The following is a 25,303-nucleotide window of genomic DNA, read 5'->3' as shown; positions in this document are numbered from 1 at the left end:
CTCGCGATTGGGCCACCGCGGTGAGTCAGGGACGACGCTATCGCGGGCAAGCCTCGCTCCTACAATGGGTCAGCCGTATCACCCCCGGGACGAGCAAGCTTCTGTAGGAGCGAAGCTTGCTCGCGATTGGGGCCACGCGGTGGGTCAGATACGACGCCATCGCGGGCAAGCCTCGCTCCTACAGAACCGCACTCAACCTTCACCTGTCCCCCAGAAGCTCTATCTCTTCCGCTACAGCGGATGAAAATACCCCTCGCCGATTTTCATTATTCGCGACACGGCATATCTGTCCGCGACAAAGCTTGTCTCTGTACGAAAGTTACTTTCATGCGGTTTGAAAACTCGGTCACGAAATGATTTATGAGTTTCACAAGCATTCGACGTGACCCTTTTTCGAGGAGTACCGCATGACACCTGCATTGGGCTACTGGCTGCTGGGCTATGCCGCCATCGCCATCATCGCGTTGATCGTCCTGATCGCGCGTTACCGGATCAATCCGTTCATTGTCATCACCCTGGTCTCGGTGGGCCTGGCGCTGATGGCCGGGATGCCGCCGTCCGGGGTGATCGGCGCCTACGAGGCGGGTGTCGGCAAGACCCTGGGGCACATCGCCCTGGTGGTGGCCCTGGGCACCATGCTCGGCAAGATGATGGCCGAGTCCGGCGGCGCGGAGCAGGTGGCGCGGACCCTGATCGACCGTTTCGGCGAGCGCAACGCGCACTGGGCGATGGTCTGCATCGCCTTCCTGGTGGGCCTGCCGCTGTTCTTCGAGGTCGGTTTCGTGTTGCTGGTGCCAATCGCCTTCACCGTGGCGAAGCGTGTCGGCGTGTCGATCCTGATGGTCGGCCTGCCGATGGTCGCCGGCCTGTCGGTGGTGCATGCCCTGGTGCCGCCGCACCCGGCAGCGATGCTGGCGGTGCAGGCCTATCAGGCGTCGGTGGGGCAGACCCTGCTGTACGCGATCCTGATCGGCATTCCCACGGCGATCATCGCCGGCCCCGTGTACGCCAAATTCATCGTGCCGCGCATCCAGCTGCCGGCGGAAAACCCGCTGGCGCGTCAGTTCCTCGACCGGGAGCCGCGCACCCGCCTGCCCAGTTTTGCGATCACCATGGCCACCATCCTGTTGCCGGTGGTGCTGATGCTGATCGGCGGCTGGGCCAACCTGATCTCCACCCCGGGCAGCGGCCTCAACCAGTTCCTGCTGTTTATCGGCAACTCGGTGATCGCCCTGTTGCTGGCGACCCTGCTGAGCTTCTGGACCCTCGGCCTGGCCCAGGGTTTCAACCGCGAATCGATCCTCAGGTTCACCAACGAATGCCTGGCGCCGACCGCCAGCATCACCTTGCTGGTGGGCGCCGGTGGCGGCCTCAACCGGATCCTGGTGGACGCCGGGGTCACCGACCAGATCGTCGGCCTGGCCCATGAATTCCAGCTGTCGCCGCTGCTGATGGGCTGGCTGTTCGCCGCGCTGATGCGCATCGCCACCGGCTCGGCCACCGTGGCCATGACCACCGCCTCGGGTGTGGTGGCGCCGGTGGCCATCGGCCTGGGTTACCCCCATCCGGAACTGCTGGTGCTGGCCACCGGCGCCGGCTCGGTGATCTTCTCCCACGTCAACGACGGCGGCTTTTGGCTGATCAAGGAATACTTCAATATGACCGTGACCCAGACCTTCAAGACCTGGACGGTGCTGGAGACCCTGATCTCGGTGGTCGCCTTCGCCCTGACCGTCGGTCTTGCCCAACTGCTTTGAGCCCAGGTGCCGCCCATGGACATCCTCTACCAGATCCGTTCCCGCCAGGATTCCTTCAGCGCCGGCGAAGGCCGCATCGCCCGCTTGATGCTGGATGACGTCGGTTTCGCCGCCTCGGCCAGCCTGGAAGAGCTGGCGCAGCAGGCGGAAGTCAGCGCCGCCACCCTGTCGCGTTTTGCCCGCAGCGTGGGCTGTCGCGACCTGCGCGACCTGCGCCTGCAACTGGCTCAGGCCAGCGGGGTCGGCAGCCGTTTTCTCGACCCGGCGGACGCGCCGGAGCAGTCGGGTTTCTATCGGCAGATCGTCGGTGATATCGAGTCGACCCTGCACCAGCACCTGGCGGGGTTCGACGAGTCGCGCTTTCGCGACGCGGTGCGCTTGCTGGGCAAGGCGCAGATGATTCACGCCTTCGGCATGGGCGGCTGTTCCACCCTGTGCAGCGACGAATTGCAGGTGCGCCTGGTGCGCCTCGGCTACCCCATCGCCGCCTGCCACGACCCGGTGATGATGCGGGTGACCGCTGCGGCGTTGGGCCCGCAACACGCGCTGATCGCCTGCTCCCTGACCGGCATCACCCCCGAATTGCTGGAGACCGTCGAACTGGCCCGCAGCTACGGCGCCAGTGTGCTCGCCATCACCCTGGCCGACTCGCCGCTGGCGCAGCTGGCGGACGTGCTGCTGCCGCTGCAAAGCGCCGAGACCTCCTTTATCTACAAACCCACGGCCGCGCGCTACGGCATGCTGCTGGCCATCGATGTACTGGCCACCGAGCTGGCGCTGGCCCTGCCCGAAGACAACCAGGAACGCCTGCGCCGGATCAAACTGGCCCTGGACGATTACCGTGGCGGCGACGATTGCCTGCCGCTGGGAGACTGACATGCTTTACGACACCCTGATCCGCAACGCCCTGGTGATCGACGGCAGCGACCGCCCGGCTTATCCCGCCGATGTCGCCCTGCTCGATGGTCGCATCGCCCGCATCGGCGACCTGCAAGGCGCCCGCGCCACTGAAGAAATCGACGCCGCCGGGCAGGTGCTGGCCCCCGGTTTTATCGACGTGCACACCCACGACGACACCGTGGTGATCCGCCAGCCGCAGATGCTGCCCAAGCTCAGCCAGGGCGTGACCACGGTGATCGTCGGCAACTGCGGCATCAGCGCCTCGCCGGTGAGTTTGCGCGCCGATCCACCCGACCCGATGAACCTGCTGGGCAGCCAGGCGGCCTTCGTCTACCCGCGATTTCGCGACTACCGCGACGCGGTGGATGCCGCGCAGCCGGCGGTCAATGTGGCGGCGCTGATCGGCCACACGGCGCTGCGCAGCAATCATCTGGACGACCTGTATCGCACCGCCACGGCGGAGGAAATCGCCGCCATGCGCGAGCAACTGCGGGCCAGCCTGGAAGACGGTGCCCTGGGCTTATCCACCGGCCTGGCCTACGCCAGCGCCTTCTCGGCCGAGACCGACGAGGTGCTGCAACTGGCCGAGGAACTGAGCGCCTTCGGCGCGGTGTACACCACCCACCTGCGCAGTGAATTCGAGCCGGTGCTGGAGGCCATGGACGAGGCGTTCCTGATTGGCCGCCACGCCAAGGCACCGGTGATCATTTCCCACCTCAAATGCGCGGGGGCGGGTAACTGGGGGCGCAGTCCGCAGTTGCTGGCGTCCCTGGAACAGGCGGCGAAAGACTATCCAGTGGGCTGCGATTGCTATCCCTACGCGGCCAGTTCCTCGACCCTAGACCTCAAGCAGGTCACCGATGCTTTTCGCATCACCATCACCTGGTCCACCCCGCACCCGGAACTGGGCGGCCGCGACCTGATGGACATCGCCGCCGAGTGGGGCACGACCCTGCTGGACGCCGCACGGCGCCTGCAACCGGCCGGCGCGGTGTACTACGGCATGGATGAGGCCGATGTGCGGCGCATCCTTTCCCATCCGCTGTCGATGATCGGTTCCGACGGCCTGCCGGAAGACCCGTTCCCCCATCCACGGTTGTGGGGCGCCTTCCCGCGGGTGCTCGGGCACTTCAGCCGCGACCTTGGCCTGTTCCCGTTGCACACTGCGGTGCACAAGATGACCGGCCTGTCGGCGGCGCGTTTCGGCCTCAAGCAGCGCGGCGAAATCCGCGAAGGGTATTGGGCCGACCTGGTGCTGTTCGACCCGGCGCGGGTCCGCGATGTCGCCGACTTCAAAAGCCCGCAACAGGCCGCCGAGGGTATCGAGAGCGTGTGGGTCAACGGCGTGCGCAGCTATGCCGAAGGCCAGGCCAATGGCCGCAGGCAAGGGCGCTTCCTGGCGCGGGAAGGGGATTTGCGTGAAGGGTTCAACGGCTGAAGGTGCGCGGCGCCGAATAGGTGAACGCCGTCACAGTGATGGCCTGATGATATTAAAGAAAGCCTTGGCCTAGCCGAAGTGCTGACATCCACCTGCTATACCGTGGACATCTTTCATCAGGGAGTCGCGCAATGAGCTTTGGCAAAACCACCCCCATCCTGCGGATCTTCGACGAGGCCAAGGCGCGGGAGTTTTATATCGACTTCCTGGGCTTCACGCTCGACTGGCAGCACCGCTTCGAAGACAACTTCCCGCTGTATATGCAGGTGTCGCGCGGGGAGTGCGTGCTGCACCTGTCGGAGCACCATGGCGACAGCACGCCGGGTTCTGCGTTGCGCATCGAGACCGACGAACTGGAAGCCTTCCAGCAGCAGTTGCTGGCCAAGGATTACCGCTTCGCCCACCCGCAGATCCAGGCCATGCCCTGGGGCAGCCAGGACATGACGGTGCTCGATCCGTTCGGCAATCGGCTGGTGTTCACCAACGCCATCTGCGTCTGAACCTGCACCCTGCACCCTGTAGCCGCTGCCGAGCGCAGCGAGGCTGCGATCGACCCCGCAGGGGGCGCAGGGATCCTGGAATCGCTGGAGGACCTTCGGTCCTGTCGCAGCCTCGCTGCGCTCGGCAGCGGCTACACGGATGGGCGTGTTCGCTGGGTCTGCCGAAACTCCCCCGGCGTCATCCCGGTCCGCCCCTTGAACGTGCGGTGAAACGAGCGTGGTTCGGTAAAACCCAGGTAATAGGAAATGTCCTGGATCGGCAGGTCGCTGTGCAGCAGGTAGTGCTCGGCCAGCTCCTGGCGCAGGTCATCGAGGATCTGCTGGTAGGAGGTGCCGGCCTGTTGCAGTTGGCGCTGCATGGTGCGCGGCGACATCGCCAGCAGATCGGCCACCTGTTCCTTGCGCGGCAAACCTTCCTTGAGCAACTGGCGCAGGGCGTTCTTCACCTGCAGCGCCAACGGTGCTTCCGCCAGCGACGCCATCAGGCTCATGGCGTGTTCTTCCAGGGTTCGCAGCAGTTGGGCATCGGCCTGGCGCAACGGCAGTTGCAGGTAGCTCAGCGGCGCCAGCAAGGCCGAGCAGCTCTGTTCGAACAGCACCGGGCAAGCAAAAAACGCTTCGTATTGTTCCAGCGTGGTGCCGGCCGGCAGCGGGTGTTCGAACCACACGGCGCTCGGTGAGAGCTGGGTGTCGGCGATCCAGCGGGCGTAGAGCAGCCAGGAGGCGAGCACGTTTTCCACCAGCTGGCGGCGGGTGTCGGAGGTCGGCAGGCGGCAGTTCCAGATCAGGCGGACCTGGTCCTCGATCATCTCGATGCGACTCACCCCCATGTCGCCCACCAGTTTTTCGAACGGCATGATCCGGCTCATGGCTTCGCCCAGGGTCGCGCAGTTCATGGTGATGTAGCCGAGCACGCTCCAGGAATTGGGCAGCACATAGCGGGCGGCGTTGAGGCCGAACAGCGGGTCGCCGGAGTGTTGGCAGAAATACCCCAGCAGGCGTTCGTGGGCCTCGACGGGCAGGCGCAGGCTGTTGTCGTTCAGTTGTTCGGCGGCAAGGCCCGCGGCGTGCAGCGCGGGGGCGGTGGGCAGGCCGAGGTGTTCAGCGTGGCGCAGGTATTTGAGCAGCGGTGGGACCGAGGTGTAACCAAGGGGCTGCATGGTGGGGTTCCTGGCGGTGGGCGCGCTTTTTGAGGGTAAAGGTAAATGCCTGTGATCCCGGGTGCAACGCTGGTCTTGTAGGAGCGAGGCTTGCCCGCGATGACGGTGGTAGCCTCGCAGGGAATATTGGGCGGTGTACACGGTAACTCAAGACTGTGGGGTGCCGGCCGATCTGCGAGAGGTAGGAAAATTTACGGGGGGCCTGAAAAGTGCTCCCCAACAACCCCAGGAACGGAATCCAAAGATGAATACGACACCTGTATGGCCGGAGGTTTTTCTCGGGGCTTTCTATGCGATCCGCGAGCGCCTGGGGCAAGTCCTGCAACTGAGCGATTGCCGGGAGCACTGGATTCAGGCGGAGCTCAGCCTGTATGCCTGGCAGCATGGTTATCCGGATATCTGGACCAGCGGTAAGGCCGGGGGACGTACGAAAGTCGACCTGTACACGGAAGATCTCGACATGGCGGCCGAGGTGAAATGCCTGGGGGATGTGTCTTTTGCCAAGTGCCTGATGGGCAAGGGGATGGGCGAGACCCGATCCGTTCTTCGAGAGGATGGGGATGGGCGACTCTGGTTTCCGCAGGTTGATTCGGGTGAGTCTGTGGTCTGGTCGGTGTTTGCGGATCTGCGCCGTTTGCAACGGATGGTGGGGGTTCGGAACAAGTTTCTTGTTTTGGTGATTGCCAAGGACTACGTGGCTGAGACGGAGATGGGGGAGGTGCTGCGGCGGCTTCGTTTGTCGGAAGAGGAGTGGTCCTTGGAGTTGAAGAGCGCCACGGTGCGGATCTGGCGGATCGAGTAGCGCGGGCTTCTGTAGGAGCGAGGCTTGCCCGCGATTGCGGTTCTGGCCTCGCCGGGGATGTTGGACGGTGTACATATCCGTTTCTGCGGTAACGGCTGCTTATGGTTCCGCCCTTACGGCGGGTCACTTTTTTTCAAACGCCAAAAAAAGTAACCAAAAAACGCTTGCCCCTGCGTCCGGCCTTCGCTGCGCTCAGGTTCCCTCGCTCCGGTGTCCATCAGGGGGCATCGACTCCGGTCGGCTTCGCTTCGACCTCCATACGATGTCCTCGACTGCGTCGAGGGGCGCTGCGCGCCATCCCCCTGATGAACACCTCCGCTCGGCCTCCCGATGGGGCGGGTGGATCAAAAGCCAGAGCAAGATCAAAAGCCAAAGCCAAAGCCAAAGCCAAAGCCAAAGCCAAAGCCGGGCGCGACCTGCCGGTCGACGCTGAACCCTGTAGCCGCTGCCGAGCTTGCGAGGCTGCGATCGACCGCGAAGCGGGCGCAGGATCTTGAGACCGCAGGAGGACCTACGGTCCTATCGCAGCCTCGCAGCCTCGCAGGCTCGGCAGCGGCTACAGAGATCCGGCTATATCGGCGCCTTTTGTAGGAGCGAGCTTGCTCGCGATCAGGCCCTGCGGATGACAGGTTTTGTCGTGTAGGACGCTGTCTGAAAGTGAGGCTCTTCGCTTTATTTTGTAAGGCTTTTCCGAGAAACTCCGGGGCGCTTGCGTCTGGGAAGGGCGCTGTCTAGCCTCGGGTTTGTCACCGGTTTTTCGGTGATCGGGTTTAGCAGCTCGCTTCCAAGTCACGCAGGTATCGCTGTCAGCTCAACCAGCTTTTTTCGGTTGCTGTCATGGCGGCTGTGCGTGGGGCGCCTTCGGGTGCGCCGGATTCTTGGACCGGTCTGCTAACCCGCGTACAGCTGCCACCCTCATTCGTTTAGCAGCGGTAGGTGGTGGCTCCATTCCAAGAGGATCCACCATGAAAAAGCTCGTCCCCGATCCGCCCATGCTTTCGCCCAGTCGCGAACGGATCGTTCAGTTGGAAGTCCCCAATCAAACCCTTCGTCAGGCGTTGGACAGTCGTGTCGAGGGGGAGCCTTTGCATTGTGCTTTGCAGGAAACCGGCAGTGCTTCTTTCGGTTGTCGCGACGGTAACGGTCGGCCGTTGTTCGCGGTGCGCGCCGGGGTCAGTGCCGAGGAGGCGTTGTTGCATGTGTCGTTGTTGCTCAAGTGTGCCGAGGAGACGGCGGATGAGATCACCAGTGCCAGCGGCATCGAGCGTGGCTTGATCTGGTCGATGATCCATTCGGTGGAGATGGCGCGGGCGGTGGTGGATGCGTTGCTGGATGGGACGGGCCGGCAGGGGGTGTTGCGGGAGGGGTGATTGTGCGGTGGCGATGGGGGCCCACTTCCTTGTGGGCGCCTCGTTGTTCCCGGGGCGAAGGCGAGGGTCAGACGCGGAAGTGGCTGACCATCATTTGCAGCTGGTTGCCCAGGCGGGCCAGTTCGACGCTGGAGGCGGCGGTTTCATCGCTGGCGGCGGCGGTCTGTTCCGAGACGTCGCGCACGTTGATGATGCTGCGGCTGATTTCCTCGGCCACGGCGCTCTGCTGTTCGGCAGCGGCGGCGATCTGCTGGTTCATCGACTGGATGTTCGACACCGTGCGGGTGATGTTCTCCAGGGAGGCACCGGCCTTGCGGGTCAGGTCGACGCTGCTGTCGGTCAGGCTGCGGCTGTTGTTCATCACGTTGGCCACTTGCTGGGTGCCGTTCTGCAGGCCGGCCACCAGGCCTTCGATTTCCTCGGTGGATTTCTGCGTGCGTTGCGCCAGGGCGCGGACTTCGTCGGCGACCACGGCGAAACCACGACCGGCTTCACCGGCGCGGGCGGCTTCGATGGCGGCGTTCAGGGCCAGCAGGTTGGTCTGTTCGGCCACGGCCTTGATCACGTCCATGACGCTGCCGATCTTCTGGCTTTCCTGTTGCAGCACGCTCATGGCGTCGGTGGAGCGCACCACTTCGCTGGCCAGGCGTTCGATCTGGGCGATGGCTTCGGCCACCACTTTGTCGCCTTCGCGGGCTTCGCCGTCGGCGGCGGCTGCGGCTTGCGAGGCTTCTTCGGCGTTGCGCGCGACTTCCTGTACGGTGGCGGTCATCTCGTGCATGGCGGTGGCCACCTGGTCGGTCTCGACCTTCTGGCTGTTGACCCCGGCGCTGGTTTCTTCGGTGACGGCCGACAGTTCTTCGGCGGCGCTGGCGATCTGGGTCACGCCGTCGCGGATGCCGCCGATCAGTTCGCGCAGGGTCACGCCCATGCGGCCGATGCCTTGTTGCAGCACGCCGAGTTCGTCGCGGCGGGTAACGCGCACGTCCTGGGTCAGGTCGCCGGACGCGATGCGCTCGACCACGGTCATGGTTTCACGCAGCGGACGGGTGATCTGGCGGGTGATGATCACCGCGGCCAGGATGCCCACCAGCAGCGCCAGCAGGGTACTGATCATTTGCAGGCTGCGGGCCTGGACGCTTTCTTCGTCGCGGCGGTCGAGCTGGAACTGGTACAGCTCTTCGCTCTGGCTGACGATCAGGGCGCCTTGTTCGGTCATTTCCTTGCGCGCCTGGCCGGCTTCGCCGACGGCGGCCTTGAAGGTCAGCAGGGAGTTGCGGTAGTCGCTCAGGGCGGCTTTCAACTGGCGCAGGGCATCGCCCTGGGTGCTGCTGAAATGGCTGTCCAGAGGGCCCAGTGCGGCAATCGCTGCGTTCATCTGGGCGGCGGCGTCGCGCTCGGCGTCCGCGGTGCTGTTGTAGATGTATTCACGGACGGCGAAGCGCGCGAGCTGGAATTCGTCATTGGCCTTGGTGATGGCCTGGAACTGTTCGAAGCGCTGGTCGCTCAGGGGCATTTGCTCAACGCGTGTGGTGATGGCCGCGATCAGGTTGCGCGCCGTTTCCGAATTGCCATTCATCACCACGCGAGCGGCATTGGCGTTGCGGTAGGCGTTGCGCATCTTGTTCAGGGACGCCTGGTAGGCGCTGATGGTGGCGCCCTGTTCCTTGAGCAGCTTGACGTTGGCCGGGTTCTTGAAGCTGTTCTGCAGCTTCTGCTGCTGGGCCGAGAAGTCGTCCAGGGTGGCCTGCACATTCTGCGCGGCGGTTTCGTCGCCGTTGGTCAGCATGTATTGCAGGCGGGTCACGCGCAGCTTGGTCAGCCCGGCGTTCAATTGGGTGATGTCGCTCATCCAGTTGCTGCGGTCGATCAGACCGCCCAGGCTGGTCCAGCCCGTGATGGCGAGGATGGTAGTCAGGGCCAGGACCAGGCCGAAGCCCAGGCCTAACTTGAGATTGACGCTGATGTTGCCGAACCAGCTATTCATGCAATTCCTCCAGGAACGTTGTGCTGCTTGATCGTGTATCGCTGGAAGATTGTTGTTATTGGTGGCCAGCAAGGATTTGTTCGCAGGTGTGTATCGGCGGCAAGGGCAATAGCTGAAACGATTTCGTCGGATTAGTTTTGTGCACCATTTTGGGGCTTTGCAAGGGCCTGATTTCACGATGGAAACCGCCTGGCCGATTGAGCTTTTTTTCACATCCGTTTCACCCCTGGCCCACGTCAGGCTCCCTAGAGTCCGCCCATCGATCGGGTGCCTCGCGCTCGATTGTCATGGGCAGCGATTAGCGTGGGCGGCGCTGCTCGATTTTATGTCTGGTGGTCATAGGGGCGGCTCGAACGTGACGTCAGGACTCAGTCTTCCGGTGGCAAAACCCGCGCTTGTCGCGAGCCGTTTTGCCCGTTATCGCAATGCCCTGGTGATAGGCCTGGTGGCCTTGCTGGTGCTGCCGCTGGTGTTCTTTCTGCTCAAGCCCGCGGCGGTGCCGGACCTGGCCCACGGCAACCTGGCCGGAGCCAAGGCGCTGAGCGCCGGCTGGGCCAAGGGCCAGATGATTGTGCTGATTCGTCATGTGGAGCGTTGCGACCACTCCAGGGCCGCCTGCCTGAACCTGCCCGATGGCATCACCGACCGTGCCCGCGAGGTGGCGGTGGGCGTCGGCGCGCAGTTCGAGCACCTGGGGCTGGACAAGGCCGACATCTACCACAGCCCGCTGACCCGCGCGGTGCAGACCTCGGGCTACATGTTCAACCAGGCCGGCAGCGGCGAAGGCTGGCTGATCGACTGCAAGCACAGCCTGTTGCGCGATGCCCTGGCGCACAAGGTGGCCGGGCGCAATCTGGTGCTGGTGACTCACAGCGAATGCATGGCCGCGCTGGAGAAGCAGCTGAAGCTGCCGTCTTCGACCCTGGGCTATGGCGCCTCGTTGTTCGTCTCCACCGATACCCCAGGCGGGCGTCCGCAGATGCTCGGCTTCATCGAAGCCAGCGACTGGCGCTCCGTTGCCTTCAACCGTCCCTGACCGTCCCTTGCCCGAGACCCTGACTATGCAGGCGCTTTCCCGTTCCCGCGCTGATGCGTGGCGTTTTTATGGATGGAACCTTGGCCTCCCGCTGCTGTGCGCGGCGCTGGTGTTCCTGATGTTCGACATGACCCGGATCGACATCGCCTTCAGCGACCTGTTCTTCGATCCGGTGAGCCAGACCTTCCCGCTGGATCACTCCCACCTGTTCGAGAAGATCACCCACAAGTGGGCGCGGATCATCCCCAATTGGACGGGCGAGCTGGCGTTGATCGGGCTGCTGCTGTCATTCGTCTGGCCGCTGTTCAAGGGCGCAAGGTTCGGTCGCGGCAAGGCCTTCCTGGAGAGGATCCGCGTGGCGCCGCTGCTGCGCTTTACCGCGCGCCATCGCCGGGACTTTTTGTTCGTGGTGGTGGCCTTCGCCCTGTGCACCGGGGCGATTCACTACCTCAAGGGCCACACCAGCGTGTACTGCCCGGTGGAAACCATCCAGTACGCCGGCAAGATCGAGCACAAGGAATGGTATGAGAACTTCGAGCTGTTGAAGACCGCGGGTGACGGCCGCTGCTGGCCGGGCGGCCATGCCTCGGGCGGTTTCACCCTGCTCGCGCTGTACTTCGTGGCCCGGCGTTATCGCTGGCGCCATTCCAAGGCGCTGCTGCACGGTTCGCTGCTGCTGGGCTTCGTCTATGGCACCACTCGGGTGCTGCAGGGCTGGCACTACATGTCCCACACCTTCTGGGCGGGGATCGTGGTGTGGCTGACCTGCCTGCTGGTGGCGCTGCTGTTTTATGGCCGCGCCCGTCTGGAACAACCGGTGCTGGCGCACACCGAACCGAGGCCCGACCCGTCCGCGGCGCTGATCGCAGCGGCGGACCGCTAACGGTGCTGCAGTAGCTGACCCAATCGTCGGTGCCTGGCGCCTGGCGGGAGAGGGGCCCGACGCAATTTTTGGTGCTTGCCGATGTTTTTTCGGTGACCAGAACTGTTAGGGTGCGCGCCCCCGGAGAAAAGAGTTCCCGGGTTCCTGGTTTATGGAGTCATGCATGAAACACTTGAGCAAAATCGCCGCCTCTGCGCTGGTTGTCCTGGCCCTGGCTGGCTGCACCGGCACCGCGATGAAAACTCAGCAACTTGATAGTAGCCAGTACACCGTGGTCGGTCACAGCGAAGCAACGGCTACCGGCATCATGCTGTTCGGGGTCATTCCAATCCGGCAGAACAACCGCTTCGTCCGCGCCCAGACCGCCGCCATCCAGGCCAAGGGCGGTGACGCGATGATCAACACCCAGATCCAGGAAAACTGGTTCTGGGCCTGGGTACTGAGCGGTTACACCACCAAGGTCTCCGGCGATGTGGTCAAGCTGAAAACCGTTCAGTGAGCCATGCCGGCGCCGGCGCGCAAGCCTGGCGACGAAAATGAGGGTTAATGCCGATCAGTTAAGCGAAGGTGATCCACTGTAGGAGCGAAGCTTGCTCGCGATGGTCGTTAACGATACCGAGTATTTACTGGGTAAACCTGGTGCTCTCAAGTTCATCGCGGGCAAGCCTCGCTCCTACAATTTTCTTGGCTGACTGGCACCCATGAGGGTGCCTTTTTTATGTGCGCTCACTGTGCCGGTCAGTGGCTGACAAAGTAGTAGGCCTGGCGACTGACCGTGATCTTCTTCAGTACCTTGAGCGGTGGCTTGGGGTCTTCCTGCAGGGCCATGACCGCCACGTTGTTCGGCGAGGTGCCGAGAAACGCATTCAGCTGGGCTTCGGTCTGCACATCCTTGAGCAGGCTCTGGGTGTAGAACACGCTGGCGCCGCCTGCGCGTTCGTTGGCCTGATACAGCGCCACCTGCTGGCCGCTGGCTTGCAGCGCCTGGATCTCAGTGATCAGCGGCACGAAGGACAGCTGGCGATCGGCGCGTGGCGCGGCCCATTGCGCGGCCACCAGGTAACTGCACACCACCAGCGTCAGCACGCCAATGGCCAGGCCCCGCCGCTGGCGCCCCACGGCACTCCAGAAACCCTCACCGGCGGCGCGCAGGCGCAGGCGTTCGTACAGCACTGTCGCGTATTCGGCGGCCAGCACCGCCGCGGCCGGGGTCAGCGACATCAGGTACACGGTGCGCTTGCTCGACGCCAGGCACAGCAGGGTGAACTGGGCCAGCAGCCACAGGCTGAAAAACAGCAGGTAGCGGTTTTTCACCAGGCTTTTGCGAAAGTGCCACAGGCCCAGGTAGACCAGGATGTTCCACGGCAGGAAGGCTTGCGGCAGTTTGGCCAGGTAGTAATAGAACGGCTCGTAGTGCCCGGCCTCGACAAAGGAGCCATCGAAGCGCCCGACGCTGTTGGTCCACAGCACTTCGCCCAGGGCCTGCAGGCCACCGCGCTGGTACAGCAGGGAGAGCCAGATCAGCAGCGGCACCAGGCCGAGGACGGTGAGCAGGCCAGGCTTGAGCCAGTGGCTGAGGGCGAAGCGCTTTTCGATCAGGCTGTCGGCCAGCAGGTAAGCGAAGATCACCACGCCCGGCATCGCCAGGCCCAGCACGCCCTTGCTCAGGGTGGCGATGGCGATGCCGAGGGCGAACAGCAGCCAGCCCAGGGTGGCCGGCTGGCCTTCGGCCTGGCGCCGTTGCGTCTGGAAAAACGCCAGCAGCGCCAGGGTCACGCCGAGGCTGAGCAGGGCGTCTTCACCGACCCCGCGCACATTGCCCCAGTAACTGGCCATGGTCGCCAGCATGGCGCCGGCCACCCAGGCCACCGCTGTCGGGCGGCCGAAGCGGCGCAGCATGGCGTACAGCAGCATGACGCTGAACAGCCCGGCGAAGGCCGACGCCAGGCGCACCGCCCACGGCGTGCCACCGAACACGCGGATGGCGCTGGCGTCGAGCCACAGGCTCAGCGGCGGTTTTTCCAGGAAGGGCTGGCCGAACAGGCGGGGTGTCACCCAGTCATCGTCCAGGTGCATCTGCATGGCGATCCCGGCCACCCGGGCTTCGGTGGAGCCTTGCAACTGGTGGTTGCCCAGGGCGAAGAAGAACAGCAGGGCGGCAAGCAGAAGCAACAGCGGTGCGGGTCGCGACATGGGGGAACTGCCGAAGAGGTTGCGCCGGGGGAGGATCAGGCGCTCCGAGTATACGGAGGCGATTCTTAACAAATCGTGAACGAGCGAGGGATCGGGTGATGGCGCTGGCGGCTGTCGGTTTATCCGGGGCGATGGCGAAGCACCGTGCCCCGGGCGCCAGGCCAATCTCTGGTCCTGGCGCCCGAACGCGCCCTCAGGACCCTATTTGAGACTGCCGCAGAGGAACTGCTTCAAGCGCTCGCTGCTGGGGGATTCCAGTACCCGAGCGGGCGGGCCTTGTTCTTCCACCCGGCCCTGATGCAGGAACATGACGTGGTTGGAGACTTCGCGGGCGAAGGCCATTTCATGGGTGACCACCACCATGGTCCGGCCTTCCTCGGCCAGTTGCTGCATGACCCGCAGCACCTCCGATACCAGCTCCGGGTCGAGGGCCGAGGTCGGCTCGTCGAACAGCATCACCTGCGGTTCCATGGCTAGCGCCCGAGCGATGGCCACGCGCTGTTGCTGGCCGCCGGACAGGTAGGACGGGTACTGGGCCTCGACCTTGGCTGGCAGGCCGACCTTGTCCAGGTACTTGCGGGCTCGTTCGATGGCCTCGTCCCGGGCGATGCCCAACACATTGATCGGGCATTCGATGATGTTTTCCAGCACCGTCATGTGGCTCCACAGGTTGAAGTGCTGGAACACCATCGCCAGTTTGCTGCGCATTGCCTGTAGTTGTTTCGGGTCGGCCGCGCACAGCTCGCCCAGGCGGTTCCTGCGGGTGCGCAGCTCCTCGGCGTTGACCACGATGCGTCCGCCGGACGGTTGTTCGAGGTAGTTGATGCAGCGCAGAAAGGTGCTTTTGCCGGAGCCGGAGGAGCCGATGATGCTGATCACATCGCCGGCCCTGGCCTTGAGCGATACGCCCTTGAGCACCTCGTGGCTACCGTAGTTCTTGTGCAGGTCTTCGACGATCAATGGGTACATGCGAGCCTCTCCGTTGGAGATCAATGTGTCTGTGGCTTGAGGTAGGCCAGCCAGCGCAGTTCGGCGCGGCGGAACAGCCAGATCAGGACAAAGGCGCTGCAGGCGTAGAGCACGCCGGCAATGCCGAAGGCGCTGAAGGAAGCGTAGGTGGCCGAGTTGACGTCGCGGGCGACCTTCAGCAGGTCCGGCACCGTGGCGGTAAAGGCCACCGAGGTGGAGTGCAGCATCAGGATCACTTCATTGCTGAAGGACGGCAGCGCCCGGCGTAGCGCCGACGGCAGGAGGATGCGCCGGTAGAAGGTGAATCGGCTCATGCCATAGGCCTTGGCCGCTTCCACCTCGCCATGGGCGATGGAGCGGATCGAGCCGGCGAAAATCTCCGTCATGTAGGCGCAGGTGTTGAGCCCGAACGCCAGCACCGTGCAGTTGAAGCCGTCGCGAAAGAACGCGTCGAGAAAGTCCTGGGCGCGCACCACGCTCAGGCTGTAGACCCCGGCGTAGAAGAACAGCAACTGGATATACAACGGCGTGCCACGAAACACGTAGGTGTAAAGCCACACCGGAATGCGCAGCAGCGGGTTGCGGCTGACCCGCGCCAGGGACAAGGGCACAGCCAGGGTGAAGCCGATCAGCACCGACAGCACCAGCAGCCACAGGGTCATGGCCAGCCCGGACAGCTGCGCGGCATCGCTCCACAGGTAGGCCTGCCAGTATTCTTCGAGAATGCCGGTCATAGCGAAGCCCTCTTCACACCCACCGAGTAACGCTGGCTCAGCCAGATCAGCACCAGGTTGGAAAGGCTGGTGATGGCCAGGTAGATCAGGCCGCCGACCAGGGTGAAATAAAAGAACTGCATCGAGCCTTTGCCGGCGTCCTGGGTGGCCTTGACCACATCGCTCAGGCCGATGATCGACACCAGCGCCGTGGACTTGATCAGCACCAGCCAGTTGTTGCCGATGCCAGGCAGGGCATGGCGCAACATCTGTGGAAACAGCACTTTGCGAAAGCTCTGGGCGCGGCTCATGCCATAGGCCCTGGCCGCTTCCTGCTGGCCGCGGGGCACCGCCTGGAACGCGCCGCGAAAGGTCTCGGTGAAGTAGGCGCCGTAGATGAAGGCCAGGGTCAGCACTCCGGCCAGGAACGGGTCGATGTCGATCTGCGCCATCTCCAGCCAGTCGGTGAGCTGGTTGAGCAGCATCTGCAGGCTGAAGAACAACAGCAGCATGATCACCAGGTCCGGCATGCTGCGGATCAGCGTGGTATAGCCGCCGGCAACCGCCTGCAAGGCACGGTTGCCGGAGGCCTTGGCGCTGGCGCCGAGCAGCCCCAGCAGCACCGCCAGCAGCAGTGACGACAGGGCCAGTTTGAGGGTGGTCAGGGTGCCCTGCAGAATCTGCGGGCCAAAACCTTCCAGAAGCATTTCACGCCCCTTGTTGTTATTAGAGTGAGCTGAAAAAGCGGCGACGCGGCCGTGGTCTCGGCGGGCGTCGCGCCTGGGGTTGCGGAGTCGGGGTCAGGGCCCGCCGTAGATATCGAAGTCGAAGTATTTGCGGTTGATCCTGGCGTAGGTGCCGTTGGCCAGGATGGTCGCCAGCGCCTTGTTCAGGTCTTCGCGCAATTCCACATCGTCCTTGCGCAGGCCGATGCCGTCGCCAACGCCGAAAAAGCCCGGGTCGCTGAGGGTGTCGCCGGCGAACTCGAAATCCTTGCCGATGGGTTTGGACAGGAAGCCATAGCTGGCCTGGATCGACGATTGCAACGAGGCGTCGAGACGGCCGACGAGCAGGTCGGCATACACCTGGTCCTGGCTCTGATAGGACAGGATCTGCACCCCTTGGGCACCCCACTTGGCCTTGGCGTAGGCCTCCTGGGCCGAGCCCTGTTCGACGCCGACCCGCTTGCCCTTGAGCGACTCGAGGGTCGGCACCAGGCCCGAGCCGCGCTTGGCGATCAGCCGCGCGGGGGCGTTGGAGATCTTGTCGGTGAAGGCTATGCGGGTCATGCGTTTGGGGGTGACGGTCATCGACGAGGCGATGGCGTCGAACTTGCGCGCCAGCAGGGCGGGAATCATCCCGTCCCAGCTGCTTTCGACCCACACGCAGCGGGCCTTCAGCTCGGCGCACAGGGCTTCGGCGATGTCGATGCCAAACCCGCTCAGCTTGCCGTCGGGGTCTTTGTATTCCAGGGGCGGGTAGGTCGGGTCCACGCCCAGCTTCAGCACCTTGCCCGACCAGTCGGCCGCGCCGGCGCTGGCCGACACCGACAACAGCACCCATGAAACCGCAGCGATCATTTTTCTCATTGTTTTTTCCTCGGTTAATCGCCGGCTACGTCAGTGATGACACTGCTACAGCCTTTTGTCGCTACCTGCCCTCTGGGCCGAGAAAACGCTCGGCCAGCTTGACCCAGTAGGTCGCGCCGATGGGCAGGCAGTGGTCGTTGAAGTCGTAACCCGGGTTGTGCAGCAGACAGCTGCCTTCGCCCTGGCCATTGCCGATCACCAGGTAGCTGCCGGGGCAGCGTTCGAGCATGAAGGCGAAATCCTCGCTGGCGGTGAACGGCTTGAGATCGTGGATCAACTGCTCTTCGCCCAGCCACTCGCGGGCCACCTCCCGGGCCAGGGCGGTTTCCTCGGGGTGGTTGATCAGCACCGGATGGCAGTGCTGATAGTCGATCTGCGCCTGGGCGCCAAAACTCGCGGCCTGACCATGCACCAGCTCGGTGATGCGCCGTTCGAGCAACTGGCGGACCTCGGGCGTCAGGGCGCGCACGCTGATGCTCATGTCGGCCGAGGCCGGGATCACGTTGGAGACGGTTCCGGAATGGATCGCGCCGACGCTGACGATGGCCGTGTCCTGGGGGTTGATATTGCGCGCGACGATGCTTTGCAGGGCGACCACGATCGAGGCGCACACCAGCACCGGATCGACCGCCTTGTGCGGCACCGCGCCGTGCCCGCCGTGGCCGATGATCTTGACGCTCACGGTGTCGGCCGAGGCCATGAACGGGCCGCTGTAGAAGCCCAGGTGCCCGGTGGGATGGCCCGGCACGTTGTGCATCGCGAACACCGCGTCGCAGGGGAAACGCTCGAACAGGCCGTCATCGAGCATCGCCCGGGCGCCGCCCAGGCCCTCTTCGGCGGGCTGGAAAATCAGTTGCAGGGTGCCCTTGAAGTTGCGCGAGCGCGCCAGGTAGCGCGCTGCCGCCAGCAGGGTGGCGGTATGCCCGTCGTGACCGCAGGCATGCATCACCCCGTCAATCCGGCTGGCGTGGGGCACGCCGCTGGTTTCCTGGATCGGCAGGGCGTCCATGTCGGCCCGCAGGCCGAGCGCGGGGCCTTCGCCGTTTTTCAGGGTGGCCACCACGCCGGTGCGGCCGACGCCGGTACTGACCTCATAACCCCATTCGCGCAGTTGCCCGGCCACCAGTGCGCTGGTGGCGAACTCCTCGAACCCCAGTTCGGGGTGGGCGTGGATCTGGCGGCGCAGGGCGATCATTGCGTTCTGCTGTTCGGCTATCTCGGGTAGCACGTAACGGGCATTCATGGTGGGGTTCCTCGGCTAAGGTCGCTCGCCAGCTCGGACCCGTCGGGCGAATCGTCGAGGCGCTGTTGGGCTGATCTTAGGCATCGGGCGGCCTGTCGGGGAGGCTCAGTTTGGTTATGATGACAACCCAAAGTTGTCACCTGGGCACGCTGATGAAATTGCATCAACTCCAAGCCTTGATCGCCAGCGCCGAGACCGGCAGCATCCGCGGCGCCGCGCGTTCGCTGAACCTGTCCCAGGCGGCCGTGACCAAGGCGTTGCGCGAGCTGGAAACCGCCCAGCAGTTGCCGCTGTTCGTCCGCACGCCCAGCGGCCTGAACTTCACCGAGTACGGCAAGGTGCTGCTGACCCACGCCCGGCTGGTGCTCAAGCAACTGGAGCATGCCCAGGCCGAGCTGGATCAGTTGCGCGGGAAAAACAGCGGCCGGCTGTGTGTCGGGGTCACGCCGTGGATCGCTCTGACCCTGCTGCCGGAAGTGGTGCTGGAGTTTCGCCAGCGTATGCCAGAGGTGCGCCTGGAGCTGTTCGAAAGCCTGATGGCGGTGGCCCAGCCGCTGCTGCGCGACGGCAGCATGGATTTCGCCATTGGCCAGTTGCACCCGTCCCAGGCGCCGCAGGACTTTTCCTGCGAGACCCTGCTGGACTACCAGACCTCGGTGCTGGTGCGCCAGGGCCATGCCCGGCAGGATGCCCGCTCGATCCATGAACTGCTGGATCAGCAATGGACCCTGAACTACGCCCCGGACGGCCACGACGCGCTGATGCGGGACCTGTTCTGGCGCCACGGCGCGCAGATCGACGAGCGCCGCATCGTCCGCGCCCATTCCCTGGCGATCCTGCAAATGCTGGTCGAGCACGCCGACATGTGTACCTGGGGCCCGACCATCATGAGCACCGCGCCGCCGTTCCTCGGGCGGCTGGTGTCGTTGCAACTGGAGGAGCAGTTCGAGCCCCGGCACCTGAGCATCGTCACCCGTTGCAACGTCGCCCTCAGCAACCCGGCCCTGTGTTTCACCGATTGCCTGCTGCAGGTGATCCGCCGGCACGCGCGCTCGGCGCGCAAAGAGGACCGGGCGCTGTTCGAGACCGTGCGCCTGCGGGTCTGAGGCGAGCCACGGATCGCAAGCAGGTTGTGGCAATCGTCACTACGCTGGAAGGTGCGCCCGGCGGGCCTTCAGGCTCCTGAAACGCTCCGGGCGCCTTTCTACCCTGCGGCTGAACCGGTGCCTTGAATATGCGCAAACTATGGCAAAAGTATTTGGAACTGCTGGACGGCGACCTGAATACGCGGGTCTTCGACAACTTCAAGAACCTGCTGGTCTGCGCCTTGCTGTTCGCCGCCGGGACCAACGCGCTGCACGGTGACCATCAGCTGTTCATGGGCCTGCTCGGCTCCAACCTGACCGGCTGGGGGTTGATCACGGTGTCGGCGCTGCTGATGCTGCTCAATGTCAGCGACGGCCTGCGCCGGCTGGCCAAGCTGCGTTATCACACGGCCCTGCAGATCGGCCTGTTCCTGGTGTACCTGATCCTCGCCCTGCGCGTGGTGGAGATCGTCTGGAACTTCCGGGCCGACTAGCTTCTTGCAACACAAATGCCCTACAAAAAACGCGTATCGGTCGCCGCGCCAATACCCTATACAGAGAACGGCCGCCATCGCTCATGGCGATACTGACACCCGTAACCCACCACTCAGGAGATGGACATGTTCAGGTTCCTCACGGTCACTGAATTAGAGCAAACCCCTCGGCATGGTCATGGCGGCTCCGTCAGCGGAGCCATTGCTGCCTGGGAGCTGAAAAATCTGGCTCTCAATACCAAGGGGTTTGTCATATGTCCAAAGAATTACTCGGAGTTTCTGCTGTAGGGCTGATGGTGCTGGGCGAGTTCTGCGCGATCTACAGCGAAGTGGTCGCCGCCCGCCTGGCGCATACGGGCAACACATCATGGCCGGACCTGGCGTTGCCCGTACTGATCATGTGTTTCGCCGGTATCTGCCTGATTGGCGCCTATTGGCTGGGGTACCTGGCGGTCGGCGATATCTGGATGATCACGGTGGTGTCGGTGACCTCGCTGTTGCTGCTCGAACCGCTGGTGATCTGGTCGGTGTTCCGTGAGTTGCCGGGACGCGGCACCCTGATCGGCTGTTGCCTGGGCGCGCTGGGCATGCTCTCGGCGGTCTTTCTGTAACTCGCGCAACGACTCGAATGCGGCCTGGCGGTGATCCCGCCGGGCCGTTTTTTTATCCGCGGTTGGCGGTTCGCTGAGGGCTATTTGGACGCTTCGGTTTGTGCATCGAAGGCCGCCATGGCCATGGGAATCATCGCCAGCAGGCGCGACTTGCCGATGCCGTCCCGGGCCTGCACCGACAGCCCATGCAGCACCGTGGCATAGCAGTCCCCGAGGGACATCACGTCGGTGCGCTTGGGCAACTCGCCAGTGCGCACGGCCTGCTCCAGGCGCTCGATGATGGAGCGGGTCCTGTCGCGGCGGTGCTCGGCCAGCCATTCTCTGATGCCGTCGTTGTCCGCCGAGCAGTTGGTGGCGGAGGACACCACCATGCAGCCCTGTGGCCGGTCGGGCTGGGTGTAGAGCTCGACGGCTTCCCTGAGCATGCGCTCGATGGCATCGCGGGCGCTGATGTCGTCGCCCAGGGCGGCGTCGGCAAAGGCGCCGTCGCCCGATTCGTAGACTTCGATGGCTTCGCGAAACAGCGCTTCCTTGGAGCCGAAGGCCGCATAGATACGCGCCGAGGCAATGCCCAGCGCGTCCACCAGGTCGGACATGGACGTGGCCTCGAAGCCGCGCTGCCAGAACACATCACGCGCCTTGTACAGGGCCTGCTTTCGGTCGAATTCGCGGGGTCTGCCAGCCATGTCCAGTTCTCGATGCAAAGGGAGTGCTGCCAATTATTGGTCGATCGACAAAAAAATCAAGCCGTCGTATTGACGGCGCGTTAAGGGTCGCCCTATTGTTTGTCGACCGACAAACAATAGGGCGTAAACAATGAAAACCCTCAAGGGACCGAGCCTGCACCTGGCTCAATTCAGTGACGCGGCAGCGCCATTCAACACCTTGCCCGCGATTGCCGCGTGGGCGGCGGGGCTGGGGTTCAAGGCGCTGCAAGTACCGGCCTGGGATGAGCGCCTGTTCGATGTGCGTCTGGCGGCCAGCAGCCAGGATTATTGCGATGAGGTCAGCGGCACCCTGGCCGAACATGGCCTGGTGATCAGCGAACTGACCACCCACCTGTTCGGCCAGTTGGTGGCCGTGCATCCCGCCTACGATTCCCTGTGCGACGGCTTCGCCCCTCCGGCCCTGCGAGGCGACAGTGGCGCCAAGACCCAGTGGGCCCTCGAACAGCTGAAGCTGTCCGCCAAGGCGTCTCGCCGGCTGGGCCTCAGCGATATGGGAACCTTTTCCGGCTCGTTCGCCTGGCCCTATTTCTTTCCCTTTCCACAGCGCCCGGAAGGCCTGGTCGACTCGGCGTTCAATGAGCTGGCCAAGCGCTGGCGGCCGATTCTCGACGCCTGCGACGAGCAGGGGGTGAACCTGTGCTACGAGATCCACCCGGGCGAGGACCTGCATGACGGCGTGACCTTCGAGATGTTCCTGGAACGGGTCGGCAACCATCCGCGCTGCAAGATGCTCTTCGACCCCAGCCATTTCGTCCTGCAGCAGCTCAATTACCTGGACTACCTGGATATCTACCACGAGTTCATTCGCATGTTTCATGTGAAGGACGCCGAGTTCAATCCCACCGGCCGCCAGGGCCTTTACGGCGGTTATCAGCCCTGGGCCGACCGGGCCGGGCGGTTCCGTTCGCTGGGCGACGGGCAGGTGGATTTCAAGGGGATCTTTTCCAAGCTGGCGCTGTATGACTATGCCGGCTGGGCGACCCTGGAATGGGAGTGCTGCCTGAAGGACCAGGAGCAGGGCGCGCGCGAAGGCGTGGCCTTTATCAACCAGCACATCATCCAGGTGACGGACAAAGTCTTCGACGACTTCGCCGGCGCGCCGGTGGACCAGGCGCAGATCAACCGACTGCTGGGCATTGCCCAGCCCTCTCACCAAGGACGCTGAGCATGGATCTTTTCGAACAGCAGGCTTTTGCCGGGCGTGACTACCACCATGGCTACGTACAGGTGGACGGCGGGCGTATTCACTATGTCAGCGAGGGCCAGGGCCGGCCTGTGCTGTTGATCCCCGGGTGGCCGCAGACCTGGTTCACCTGGCGCCACGTCATGCAGGCGCTGGCCGGGCAGGGGTACCGGGCGATCGCGGTCGACCTGCCTGGCATGGGCCTGTCCGATCGCCCCGAGCAGGGCTACGACATCGGCAGCACGGCGTCTCGCCTGCATGCCCTGATGCTGGCGCTGGGGTACGGACAGTACTCGGTGGTGGGGCATGACGTCGGCATGTGGGTGGCCTACGCCCTGGCCAGCGACTACCCGCAGGCTGTGGAGAAACTGGCCCTGACGGAAGCGGTGATTCCCGGCCTGGCCGAGGCGCCGGCGATCTTCGCGCCGCCCGGGCAGAACATCTTTCTCTGGCACTTCATGTTCAACCAGTTGCAGGACCTGCCGGAGATGCTGATCGCCGGGCGAGAGGCGCAATACCTGGCCTACATGTTCGAAAAGTGGTCGGTGCACCAGGAGCGGGTCGCGGTCGAGACCTATGTCAAAGCCTATTCGGTACCCGGCGGGCTGCGGGGTGGGTTCGCCTATTACCGGGCCATCCCCGAGAGCATCCGGCAGAACCGCGAGCGTGCCAGCCGTGCCTTGGAAATGCCGGTCCTGGCGATTGGCGCCGAACATGCCACCCACGATGCACCGCTGCTGACGATGCAGGGCAACGCGCTGAATCTTCAGGGGGCGATAGTGCCGGGGTGTGGTCACTTCATTACCGAGGAGGCGCCCGAGGCCTTTATTGCTCATCTGCTGCCGTTTCTTCGGCAGGAGGGCTGAGCGCGCCAGGCTGTCTTCTTGAGTGGCTGCTGATGGACGGGCCAGGATTTTTTTGCGGCCTGTTCAGGGAGGGTTCAGGGCCTGCGGCTGCAACATGGCAGCCGGCATGCCCAAGCCTTCGGGCACGCACCCTCTGACGGATCATCCATGGACCACCACCGCATTCGCATCGAGATGTTGGGCGTCTTTCTGCTCGCTTTGTTCCTGTTCACGTTCGGCATCTGGGACCAGCCAGCGCAAGGCTTCGACGGGCGCTGGTGGTTGTTTTTGCAGGAGATGTTCCGCCACGGCGCCAGCCTGTTTCCCACCACCTACGGCGAGCCGTACCCGGACTATCCGGGTACCGCCACCTGGTTCAGCTATGGCTTTGCCCAGCTGTTCGGCGCGCCTAACCAATTGGCCAATATCCTGCCCACGGCGCTGGCCTCGGCCGGGGTGCTGGTGTTGCTGTACCGCCTGCTGGCGCCGTTCGATCGCACCTGGGCATTGCTGGCCGTACTGCTCACAGCGCTGACCACCCAGTGGCTGGAGAAGTCGCGTTCGGTGTGCCTGGACCAGATGGTCTCGCTGCTGTGCCTGGGCTGTTTTTACCTGCTGCACAGCGGCGAGCAGATGGGCTCTAAATGGCGGCAGTACGCGATTTTTCCGTTGTTCGTTATTGCCTTCGCCATTCGTGGCCCCCTGGGGCTGATCGAGGTCTGCGGCGTGGCCTGCACCTATTGGGCGTTGGGGCGTTACCGTTCCAGGGACGACGCCTGGCGGCTGGCGAGAAAGGTGATCGTCCACGGGGTGATCGGCCTGATCCTGCTGGCCGCCTGCTGGTGGTTGCTGATGCAACTGGCGCACTTCAGTGGCGGCGAAGCCTTCGCCCGGCAGGTCTACCAGATGCAGGTGGGCGGGCGCCTCGATGAAAGCGGCGAGCCGTTCTACTTCTATTTCCAGCTCAGCCTCTATCGTTACTTCCCCGTGGTGCCGCTGGCGCTGGCGACCTTGTTCGTCCTGCGCCGGCAATGGTCCACGCGGCATACGGACGATCAGATGCAGTTGCTAGTGCGCCTGGGCGCCTGCGGATTGATGATCCTGCTGGGCTTGTCAGTGCCGCACTTCAAGCGCGCCTATTACATCCTGCCCATGGTGCCGATGTTCGCGGCGGTCGCGGCTTACGGCCTGCTCAAGCCGCAGCGCTGGCTGGTCAGGGTGCGCTGGTTCTATCTCGGTCTGGTCGCCCTGTTGCCGGGGCTGTGTGTCGTGGTGCTGTGGGTCTGCCGGCACAGCTGGCAGAAGCACGGTTATTGGCCGGCGCTGTCATTGCCGCTGATGATCGCGGTCTTTCTCGGTTTGCAGGGGCTGGCGCTGTACTGCTGGCGAACCACTCGCGACTCGCCCGGGCGGCGCCTGGTGCTGCTGAGCCTGTTGGCCCTGGCGGCGCAGTGGTGGCTGCTGGTGAAGGTGATCGAGCCGGCCAAGGACCTGCAATTCGATACCCGGGGTTTTGTCGGGCAGGTCGAGCAACTGCGTGGGGAGGACCGTGGAACCCTGGTGTTTCTCAACCTGGGCAAGGACACCTGGGCGGTGCGCTACATGATGAACCTGGACCACGACGAGCAGCCGCGGTTTATCGGCAAGGACGATCTGGCGCCGCTGGCCTCGTTGCCGCGTCCGTCCTGGGTGATCCTGGCGCGCAAGGATCGGGCGTTATTGGCGGGGACTGCGCTGGAGCAGGCGACCCCGGTGTTCGAAGGGCGCTTGAACGGCAATCCCTGCCTGCTGTTCGAGCTGAAGTGAAGACCAGGCAG

At 64.0% G+C, this 25,303-nt stretch carries 24 protein-coding genes and 1 pseudogene; 15 read left to right on the top strand and 10 right to left on the bottom strand.

The genetic code is table 11. The features are described 5' to 3' along the window. Nucleotides 1–407: 407 nt before the first annotated feature. From J4D28_RS03880 to J4D28_RS03865, 4 genes are all read left to right on the top strand, one after another. Nucleotides 408–1,757 (top strand): gluconate:H+ symporter, encoded by a 1,350-nt coding sequence (locus J4D28_RS03880; RefSeq protein WP_103330619.1) that lies wholly within the window; start codon nt 408–410, stop codon nt 1,755–1,757. Between the two features lie 15 nt (nt 1,758–1,772). Further along, nucleotides 1,773–2,633 (top strand): MurR/RpiR family transcriptional regulator, encoded by an 861-nt coding sequence (locus tag J4D28_RS03875; RefSeq protein WP_016704176.1) that lies wholly within the window; start codon nt 1,773–1,775, stop codon nt 2,631–2,633. 1 nt (nt 2,634) lies between these two features. Continuing rightward, the gene (locus J4D28_RS03870) at nt 2,635–4,095 is read left to right on the top strand and encodes an amidohydrolase family protein (protein ID WP_103330618.1); all 1,461 of its coding nucleotides are present in this window, start codon (nt 2,635–2,637) and stop codon (nt 4,093–4,095) included. A gap of 131 nt (nt 4,096–4,226) precedes the next feature. After that, nucleotides 4,227–4,595: a glyoxalase superfamily protein gene (locus J4D28_RS03865; protein ID WP_009046877.1), complete on the top strand. Its 369-nt coding sequence runs from the start codon at nt 4,227–4,229 to the stop codon at nt 4,593–4,595. Between the two features lie 131 nt (nt 4,596–4,726). On the opposite strand, the gene J4D28_RS03860 is transcribed toward J4D28_RS03865, so the two are convergent. Continuing rightward, nucleotides 4,727–5,755 (bottom strand): AraC family transcriptional regulator, encoded by a 1,029-nt coding sequence (locus J4D28_RS03860; RefSeq protein WP_103330617.1) that lies wholly within the window; start codon nt 5,753–5,755, stop codon nt 4,727–4,729. A 244-nt stretch (nt 5,756–5,999) separates the two neighbouring features. Here J4D28_RS03860 and J4D28_RS03855 point away from each other — a divergent pair, with 244 nt between their 5' ends. Next, nucleotides 6,000–6,557, top strand: coding sequence for a hypothetical protein (locus J4D28_RS03855; protein WP_103330616.1), 558 nt, complete (start codon nt 6,000–6,002; stop codon nt 6,555–6,557). A 965-nt stretch (nt 6,558–7,522) separates the two neighbouring features. After that, a complete protein-coding gene (locus J4D28_RS03850) occupies nt 7,523–7,927 on the top strand; it encodes a DUF3077 domain-containing protein (RefSeq protein ID WP_101281779.1) in 405 nt (134 codons plus the stop codon). Nucleotides 7,928–7,994: 67 nt separating this feature from the next. On the opposite strand, the gene J4D28_RS30625 is transcribed toward J4D28_RS03850, so the two are convergent. Continuing rightward, on the bottom strand, nt 7,995–8,699 hold the full coding sequence (locus tag J4D28_RS30625) for a methyl-accepting chemotaxis protein (RefSeq protein ID WP_371920907.1): 705 nt from the start codon (nt 8,697–8,699) through the stop codon (nt 7,995–7,997). A 201-nt stretch (nt 8,700–8,900) separates the two neighbouring features. Next, nucleotides 8,901–9,779 (bottom strand): annotated as a pseudogene (locus J4D28_RS30620) (methyl-accepting chemotaxis protein); the annotation flags it as partial. A 460-nt stretch (nt 9,780–10,239) separates the two neighbouring features. On the opposite strand from J4D28_RS30620, the gene J4D28_RS03840 reads away from it, so the two are divergent. The 3 genes from J4D28_RS03840 (at nt 10,240) to J4D28_RS03830 (ending at nt 12,332) form a co-directional block, all read left to right on the top strand. Next, nucleotides 10,240–10,950 carry a histidine phosphatase family protein gene (locus J4D28_RS03840; RefSeq protein WP_050899115.1) on the top strand — a complete coding sequence of 237 codons (711 nt, stop codon included), beginning with the start codon at nt 10,240–10,242 and terminating at the stop codon, nt 10,948–10,950. A gap of 25 nt (nt 10,951–10,975) precedes the next feature. Next, on the top strand, nt 10,976–11,833 hold the full coding sequence (locus J4D28_RS03835; RefSeq protein ID WP_103330614.1) for a phosphatase PAP2 family protein: 858 nt from the start codon (nt 10,976–10,978) through the stop codon (nt 11,831–11,833). Between the two features lie 163 nt (nt 11,834–11,996). Further along, nucleotides 11,997–12,332 carry a hypothetical protein gene (locus tag J4D28_RS03830; protein WP_028681622.1) on the top strand — a complete coding sequence of 112 codons (336 nt, stop codon included), beginning with the start codon at nt 11,997–11,999 and terminating at the stop codon, nt 12,330–12,332. A gap of 239 nt (nt 12,333–12,571) precedes the next feature. Here J4D28_RS03830 and J4D28_RS03825 read toward each other — a convergent pair whose 3' ends face one another. The 6 genes from J4D28_RS03825 to J4D28_RS03800 form a co-directional block, all read right to left on the bottom strand. Then, nucleotides 12,572–14,026 (bottom strand): glycosyltransferase family 39 protein, encoded by a 1,455-nt coding sequence (locus J4D28_RS03825; protein WP_103330613.1) that lies wholly within the window; start codon nt 14,024–14,026, stop codon nt 12,572–12,574. Between the two features lie 201 nt (nt 14,027–14,227). After that, a complete protein-coding gene (locus J4D28_RS03820; RefSeq protein WP_103330612.1) occupies nt 14,228–14,995 on the bottom strand; it encodes an ABC transporter ATP-binding protein in 768 nt (255 codons plus the stop codon). 20 nt (nt 14,996–15,015) lie between these two features. Beyond that, a complete protein-coding gene (locus J4D28_RS03815) occupies nt 15,016–15,729 on the bottom strand; it encodes an ABC transporter permease (RefSeq protein WP_009046887.1) in 714 nt (237 codons plus the stop codon). Beyond that, nucleotides 15,726–16,415 (bottom strand): ABC transporter permease, encoded by a 690-nt coding sequence (locus J4D28_RS03810; RefSeq protein WP_009046888.1) that lies wholly within the window; start codon nt 16,413–16,415, stop codon nt 15,726–15,728. Before J4D28_RS03810 ends, J4D28_RS03815 begins: the two co-directional genes overlap by 4 nt. 93 nt (nt 16,416–16,508) lie before the next feature. After that, the gene (locus J4D28_RS03805) at nt 16,509–17,288 is read right to left on the bottom strand and encodes an ABC transporter substrate-binding protein (RefSeq protein ID WP_371920906.1); all 780 of its coding nucleotides are present in this window, start codon (nt 17,286–17,288) and stop codon (nt 16,509–16,511) included. Between the two features lie 70 nt (nt 17,289–17,358). Then, a complete protein-coding gene (locus tag J4D28_RS03800; RefSeq protein ID WP_101281782.1) occupies nt 17,359–18,540 on the bottom strand; it encodes a M20 aminoacylase family protein in 1,182 nt (393 codons plus the stop codon). Nucleotides 18,541–18,656: 116 nt separating this feature from the next. On the opposite strand from J4D28_RS03800, the gene J4D28_RS03795 reads away from it, so the two are divergent. The 3 genes from J4D28_RS03795 to J4D28_RS03785 all read left to right on the top strand — a co-directional run bounded on the left by J4D28_RS03795 (nt 18,657) and on the right by J4D28_RS03785 (nt 20,730). Further along, nucleotides 18,657–19,646, top strand: coding sequence for a LysR substrate-binding domain-containing protein (locus J4D28_RS03795; protein WP_009046891.1), 990 nt, complete (start codon nt 18,657–18,659; stop codon nt 19,644–19,646). A 128-nt stretch (nt 19,647–19,774) separates the two neighbouring features. Continuing rightward, the gene (locus J4D28_RS03790) at nt 19,775–20,119 is read left to right on the top strand and encodes a hypothetical protein (RefSeq protein ID WP_016701637.1); all 345 of its coding nucleotides are present in this window, start codon (nt 19,775–19,777) and stop codon (nt 20,117–20,119) included. A gap of 293 nt (nt 20,120–20,412) precedes the next feature. Then, a complete protein-coding gene (locus tag J4D28_RS03785) occupies nt 20,413–20,730 on the top strand; it encodes a hypothetical protein (RefSeq protein WP_009046893.1) in 318 nt (105 codons plus the stop codon). Nucleotides 20,731–20,810: 80 nt separating this feature from the next. Here the strand turns inward: J4D28_RS03785 and J4D28_RS03780 are convergent, their stop codons facing one another. Continuing rightward, entirely contained in the window at nt 20,811–21,416 is a 606-nt protein-coding gene (locus J4D28_RS03780; protein ID WP_038582204.1) for a TetR/AcrR family transcriptional regulator, read from the bottom strand. Nucleotides 21,417–21,546: 130 nt separating this feature from the next. Here J4D28_RS03780 and J4D28_RS03775 point away from each other — a divergent pair, with 130 nt between their 5' ends. The 3 genes from J4D28_RS03775 to J4D28_RS03765 all read left to right on the top strand — a co-directional run bounded on the left by J4D28_RS03775 (nt 21,547) and on the right by J4D28_RS03765 (nt 25,292). Then, the gene (locus tag J4D28_RS03775) at nt 21,547–22,623 is read left to right on the top strand and encodes a sugar phosphate isomerase/epimerase (RefSeq protein ID WP_103330610.1); all 1,077 of its coding nucleotides are present in this window, start codon (nt 21,547–21,549) and stop codon (nt 22,621–22,623) included. 2 nt (nt 22,624–22,625) lie between these two features. Further along, on the top strand, nt 22,626–23,507 hold the full coding sequence (locus tag J4D28_RS03770; protein ID WP_103330609.1) for an alpha/beta fold hydrolase: 882 nt from the start codon (nt 22,626–22,628) through the stop codon (nt 23,505–23,507). Between the two features lie 147 nt (nt 23,508–23,654). After that, nucleotides 23,655–25,292, top strand: coding sequence for a glycosyltransferase family 39 protein (locus J4D28_RS03765; RefSeq protein ID WP_103330608.1), 1,638 nt, complete (start codon nt 23,655–23,657; stop codon nt 25,290–25,292). Nucleotides 25,293–25,303 lie beyond the last annotated feature (11 nt).

Source organism: Pseudomonas sp. GW531-T4 (genome assembly GCF_017349615.1).
Taxonomy (GTDB): Bacteria; Pseudomonadota; Gammaproteobacteria; order Pseudomonadales; family Pseudomonadaceae; genus Aquipseudomonas; species Aquipseudomonas chlororaphis_I.
This window is presented reverse-complemented; position numbering and strand designations above follow the sequence as displayed.